Genomic DNA, 310 nt, shown 5'->3' with positions numbered 1-310 from the left:
ACCTTGGCCCGGATGCTGGCTTTCATGTATTCGATGTTGATGGCCGTTTTGTTCTTGCGTGGATGCTGTTTCAAGGTTCTTACCTTGCCGGGGCGCTCGGCGATCAGCCAGTCCACATCCACCTCGGCCAGCTCCTCGCGCTGTGGCGCCCCTTGGTAGCCGGCATCGGCTGAGACAAATTGCTCCTCTCCATGCAGCAGATTACCCAGCTGATTGAGGTCATGCTCGTTGGCCGCGGTGGTGACTAGGCTGTGGGTCAGGCCACTCTTGGCATCGACACCAATGTGGGCCTTCATGCCAAAGTGCCACT

Annotated in this window: 1 protein-coding gene; it reads right to left on the bottom strand. The window is 58.4% G+C overall.

The window, feature by feature from the left end:
- A partial coding sequence (locus J9889_RS23330) for a transposase (RefSeq protein ID WP_210558385.1) occupies positions 1–310 on the bottom strand: 310 nt, incomplete at both ends.

Origin of the sequence: Aeromonas sp. PrichA-15 (genome assembly GCF_017939245.1) — a bacterium.
In the GTDB taxonomy this organism is placed as follows: Bacteria; Pseudomonadota; Gammaproteobacteria; order Enterobacterales; family Aeromonadaceae; genus Aeromonas; species Aeromonas caviae.
This window is presented reverse-complemented; position numbering and strand designations above follow the sequence as displayed.